The sequence below is a fragment of the Candidatus Stygibacter australis genome (assembly GCA_030765845.1).
Lineage (GTDB): Bacteria > Cloacimonadota > Cloacimonadia > Cloacimonadales > TCS61 > Stygibacter > Stygibacter australis.
Genome location: JAVCDJ010000141.1, coordinates 1 through 4904, shown reverse-complemented (window position 1 = coordinate 4904; position 4904 = coordinate 1). Strand labels below are relative to the sequence as shown.

The 4904-nt window shown below is 41.2% G+C and carries 6 protein-coding genes; all 6 read right to left on the bottom strand.

Annotated elements, in window-relative coordinates:
- On the bottom strand, positions 1–422 hold a 422-nt coding region (locus tag RAO94_07095; GenBank protein MDP8322098.1), incomplete at its 3' end, for a hypothetical protein.
- 2 nt (positions 423–424) lie between these two features.
- Positions 425–1123: a vitamin B12 dependent-methionine synthase activation domain-containing protein gene (locus RAO94_07090; protein MDP8322097.1), complete on the bottom strand. Its 699-nt coding sequence runs from the start codon at positions 1121–1123 to the stop codon at positions 425–427.
- Positions 1117–1785, bottom strand: a complete 669-nt coding sequence (locus RAO94_07085) for a cobalamin-dependent protein (GenBank protein ID MDP8322096.1) — start codon at positions 1783–1785, stop codon at positions 1117–1119. The genes RAO94_07090 and RAO94_07085 overlap by 7 nt, the downstream gene beginning before the upstream one ends.
- Positions 1785–2909, bottom strand: a complete 1125-nt coding sequence (locus RAO94_07080) for a uroporphyrinogen decarboxylase family protein (GenBank protein MDP8322095.1) — start codon at positions 2907–2909, stop codon at positions 1785–1787. The genes RAO94_07085 and RAO94_07080 overlap by 1 nt, the downstream gene beginning before the upstream one ends.
- Positions 2910–2911: 2 nt before the next feature.
- Complete coding sequence (locus RAO94_07075) at positions 2912–3919, bottom strand: uroporphyrinogen decarboxylase family protein (GenBank protein MDP8322094.1); 1008 nt, start codon at positions 3917–3919, stop codon at positions 2912–2914.
- A 1-nt stretch (position 3920) separates the two neighbouring features.
- The coding region (locus RAO94_07070; protein ID MDP8322093.1) for a hypothetical protein at positions 3921–4904 on the bottom strand (984 nt) is incomplete at its 5' end.

The window sequence follows — 4904 nt, the reverse complement described above, 5'->3', positions numbered from 1 at the left end:
GTAAGGGATACTGGACCCGAGATATAGGCACAAAGTATCTGACTGCTTGAAATGGATTTTTTCAGAAGCTCCAGAGTAAGAAGGTATTCAGTGATCCTTTCAGACTCAAGCAGTTCCCTCTTTTCCATCAATGATATCATGCGAGGTGAATATTCACCAGATATCTCATCCTTGAGAGGTAAGTGATGAAATACTGCCTTTCTACCGAAGGCATGAACTTCACGCGAAAGGTCCATAAGCGGAAAGACAATATCAGGCTGGAAATTATCCGTAAGAGCCATTATCGTTTCATAATGTGCCTGATGCTCAAGCTGTACTTGGGTTTTGGAATAATTTGTGTACCGAATCCCCGGATAGCCCAGCAAAGGGGCGATCAGTCTTTTGTCTTTCAGGAATAGATCTTCTGTGATCTTTGGCAGCATTTTTATTCTCCCTTGAGAAATTTTTTATATCTGAAGCATGTAGTCATCTGGCAGATGGGACATTGGTATTCTTTTTTTATTACATTTTTCCCTAATCCTATAATTCCGCTTACGCTTTTTAGGGGAGTCATTAAACAAGAAGGCTGCAAGGTGACCCAGTTATATTCCGCGGGTAATAGATCAAAGAGCTGAAGCTGTTCTTCTACGTCCCACTGACAATAACCAGGACTAAAACGGTTAGAGCATTTTACTTTTCGGGTAAGTGCCAGATCAGAGATTTGCTGCTCCAGCAGGTCAACTGCTTTTTCCACCATCAGCGAGCCTATTGTATCTATGATATAGGCTTTCAAGAGGTCAATTTGTTTATTTAAACTGACATATTGATCGAATTTATTTCCAAGAGTGGCAATAAATAACGCCAGAGTAGTTACATTCTGTAATTGATCAATGATAATTCTGCCAGGGTTAAAGAGCTCAAGATTATTCATTAATATCGTGTTTTTGATTGTAATGATATCATCAGGCATAAGAATGAATCCTGCTCTGGCATTAGTATGCTTAGGGATCGCTCTAAGTATTTCATCAATCAGTTCAGCAAGGAAATGGTCTGCCAGAGGAGGATTATATCCCATTTCTGTGAGAATAAGAGGGATATCAGGCAATAATTTTTCGGCAGGGAAATGAAAGCTTCTAATTAACATATTACATCAGCAAGATGTTTTGCCAATGAATGGGGATCCGGGAAATAACCGTCAGCACCAATTTTATCAGCAAAATTACTGGTTAGAGGAGCACCACCAACATAGATTTTAGTCTGAGGAGATTCCTGTTTGATGATATGCACAGTTTTCTCCATTTCCATCATGGTAGTCGTGAGCAGGGCACTCATGCAGATAATGCTTTGGGGATGTTCAGTTAATGATGCCAGAAATTTCTCTTTCGTAACATCTACTCCGAGATCAAAAACTTCCCAGCCAGCGCCTTCCAGCACCATGCGTACTATGTTTTTACCTATATCATGCAGGTCACCTGCAACTGTGCCAATGATCACCTTTCCCTTCCGGAGCACTTCACCATTATCAAAATATGGTTTCAACAAGGTCATGGAAGCTTTCATTGCTTTGGCTGAGATCAGGATCTCGGGGATGAAAACTTTACCATCAGCAAACTTCTTACCGATTCTATCCATACCTGGCATCATTCCCTGTTTCAGGATCATATCAGGTGGACACTTCTTATTTAATAACTGCTGAGTATATTCATACGCTCCCGGCTTGCCTTTTAGATCAGGTGGATAGGGTGAATCCTGATTCTCCTTTCCACGCTCAATTACCATACTCAAATCATTTAATAATTTTTCCATTAACTCTCCTTAGAATCTATCTCAGAATTATATTTATCAACAATATCACGCACAATTTTTACTCGCTCCAGATCACCAGAAGATGATATTTCATCCGAAATACCAAGAATAAGATGCGGGGCAAACAGATCAATTATCTGATGAACACAGTCAATAAGCTTTTCAACTGGAAACATCTCATCAAAATATATGGCAGGTATGCCATCCAGCAGAAACATATCATCTCCCAGAGCTGCTTTCACTTCTTTCAGCGTTACGTCACCCTGAGGTATTGGCGTGATGGCTTCAATACCATCCAGCCCCGTTTCATGAGCATACCGCAAGAGCGGTTTTGTGTCACCATCCCAGTGAGAACAAACAAATTTACCAGCACTATGCAGTTTTTCACAGCGTCTCTGGCATTCCGGAAGATGATACTTTTCAAAGAAAGGTGGAGAAAGGGTTCCAGCATGGACATTTTCACCAAAATTGATAATGTTTATGGGGGAGGAATTGATTACATTTATCAGTAGTGATTGATTTTCCTCTAATGCCCGGAAATATGATTCTACGATTTCAGGCTTCTCGAAAATAGCATAAACAGCATTTTCCACTCCCATTTTCTCTATATAAAGTGCCTGCACATTCATGCGAGGCATAAACATGGTCGGGGCACCAAGATGTCCTATTTTATGGTTCAGTTTCTGAAACTGTTCCTCATTCCAGCCCCAGTCACAATTCTCTTCCCGCCATCTTGCCACTTTGAAATCTTCCTCTGTTTCGATTTCCCATTTTGCAGTGATTTGATGAGGGCTATTAAAGGATTTTCTGCCTATTGCCGTCTGTTTACCAACAGGGGTTTGAATAGTCCATTGGGTATCAGTTTCATTCAAGGAGCGGGAGGTGATGGAAGTTTGGGGATGTTCAATGCGGTAGAAGCAGGAGTTATAGTCATATAACCGGGCTGAGCAGTCTATTGCTTCATAAACCTGATAAATGTCCATTCCAGAATAGGGTTCTGGTAAGGTTCCGGAGGCAAATATTTTATCATCATACCAGCAGCCGATACGTGGCTGCCAGATTATCTTGCCCTTTGCCCTGCCAAAGGCTACATCTTCGTGCAATTGGGGGTAATTAGTTCGCATATTTATGACTCAGTGGCTGCTATTGCCATTGCTTCAATATTCTCAGGGGACACATTGGGCAGCAGAGCTTCATGACTAGGACTGATCACTACAGATGGACCCAGGGTGCGTTTTATTCTTCGCACATCAGCGATCACATCATCAGGTGAGCCATTTACAAGTAAGTCCTGGGTATCTATTGCCCCAATAAAAGCAATTTTGCCGGCAAAGTGATTTTGCAGTGTGTCCGCATCCATATTGGCAGCTTTTGCCTGCAGGGGATGAAAGGCATTTACACCTAAACCGATCAAATCATCCATCACCCTGAATATGGAACCGCAGGAATGCAGTATTACCTGTTTATTAAATGCTTTTCCTAAATCAGTTAAATCTTTGAAGTAGGGGAAAATGAATTCTTTGAAAAGTTCCGGGCTGACCAGAATATCAATTTGACTGCCGAAATCATTACCAAAGAAAAAGCCATCAATCAGGTCACCGCATTCTTCAAAACAAAGCCGATTTGCTGCCAGATAATATTCTATCAGGTGGCGAGTAACAGCATGAACCACATCAGGATTAAGATACATTTTGAGGAAATAGTTTTCCATGCCAAAGAAATCACATACTTCATGAAAAAAGGGACTCCATAAACCTCCGGCACGATAGAAATCACCAGTGTTTTCCAGAATTTCTTTATATTTAGAGAAATCAAGATACTCAGGATTGGGCCAGTCAAAGGCTTCCACTTCTTCTACGGAAACTGTATCAGCAAAAACCCCACCTTCAGAGAGCGTCTTTCCTGGTCTTTGCATATCAAAGACAGGTTTGCCTTCAGGATGCTGATAGGCATCCCAGGGAGTGATCCAGCGGAAATCATCTTTAAGGAGTAAGCGTAATTCTTCTTCTGAGGAAGTACCAAAGTATTGATGTAGAGCAGGCCAGGAATCAGGATGGGGATTTCCTAACCAGAATCCGCATCTGTCGGCTGGTTCACCAGCAATGATGCTTTTGATCCTCTGTCTGGAATTCATTTTATTTCAGTTTTTTTATTATCAGATCGGTAATACCCATATTATAACCAGAAGTTGAAAAGATCAGGTTGTTATCCTCATCCAACAGAAACAATGCCGGGTAGTTTTCCCATTGCAATTCCCCATTCAGAACCGGTTCTCCTTTTAGCAGGACAGCGGAAGTAAAACCTTCATCCTTCTTTAGGTCATTTATTGAACGGTTTTCAGAATAAATATAAAGCCGGGCATTGAGTTCAGTGAATTTAGCCAGTTTCTCCTGCAGGAATCTGGTAGTGTGATTTTGTGGTTCGCTGGATTTACTGGCACGGATCATAACAATCTTTTTCCCTTCCCAGGGTTCTTTGGAGACAATTTCTTTTACGGCTTCCAGAGTGGACTCCTGCCATATATTACTATCATCAAGGTATTCTTTGGGAGTGGTCAGATCTATTTCTATAATTTGCGCATCAGCATTCAGTGATCTTACTGCAACCATCACATCACCATTTGTGTTTCTTATTGCTGCTTCAATATGAATGGTTTCGTCTTTACCCAATCTATACTTGCCGATATAGTCCAGAGAATCATTTTCTCCATCAAACCAGGTGGGGTAGAGGTAGCCTTCATTTCCCAGGCTGGCAACAACGAAATTCTCATAAGGGTCAGCCTTCACTTTTTCTCCATCCACTGTTATAGTTAGAGTGAAATTCATCAATTCATCACTTTCCTTTTCCTCAGAATCATTTGATGGGGCAGCTACCCAATCAGTTCCATTATAATATTCCAGTCTGCCTTCCCAGCGTACAGGAATTCCTGCCAGTTTCAGGCTGGAATTAAATAATTTAGTCTGGTAAAACTCAGGGATATAGTGCAGGTTGAGGATCTCTGGAGGTGTGAGAGGACAGGAATAATAGGTCCAGATGAAATCCTCTTCGATTTCCGTACTTTCTAATATCCAATGATAAATATTATTTACTGTGCTATCAATCTCATCATCCATAATTGG

Coding starts and splice junctions, on each gene's coding strand:
- RAO94_07090 (MDP8322097.1), bottom strand. CDS start 1,123: ATGTTAATTAGAAGCTTTCATTTCCCTGCCGAAAAATTATTGCCTGAT.
- RAO94_07085 (MDP8322096.1), bottom strand. CDS start 1,785: ATGGAAAAATTATTAAATGATTTGAGTATGGTAATTGAGCGTGGAAAG.
- RAO94_07080 (MDP8322095.1), bottom strand. CDS start 2,909: ATGCGAACTAATTACCCCCAATTGCACGAAGATGTAGCCTTTGGCAGG.
- RAO94_07075 (MDP8322094.1), bottom strand. CDS start 3,919: ATGAATTCCAGACAGAGGATCAAAAGCATCATTGCTGGTGAACCAGCC.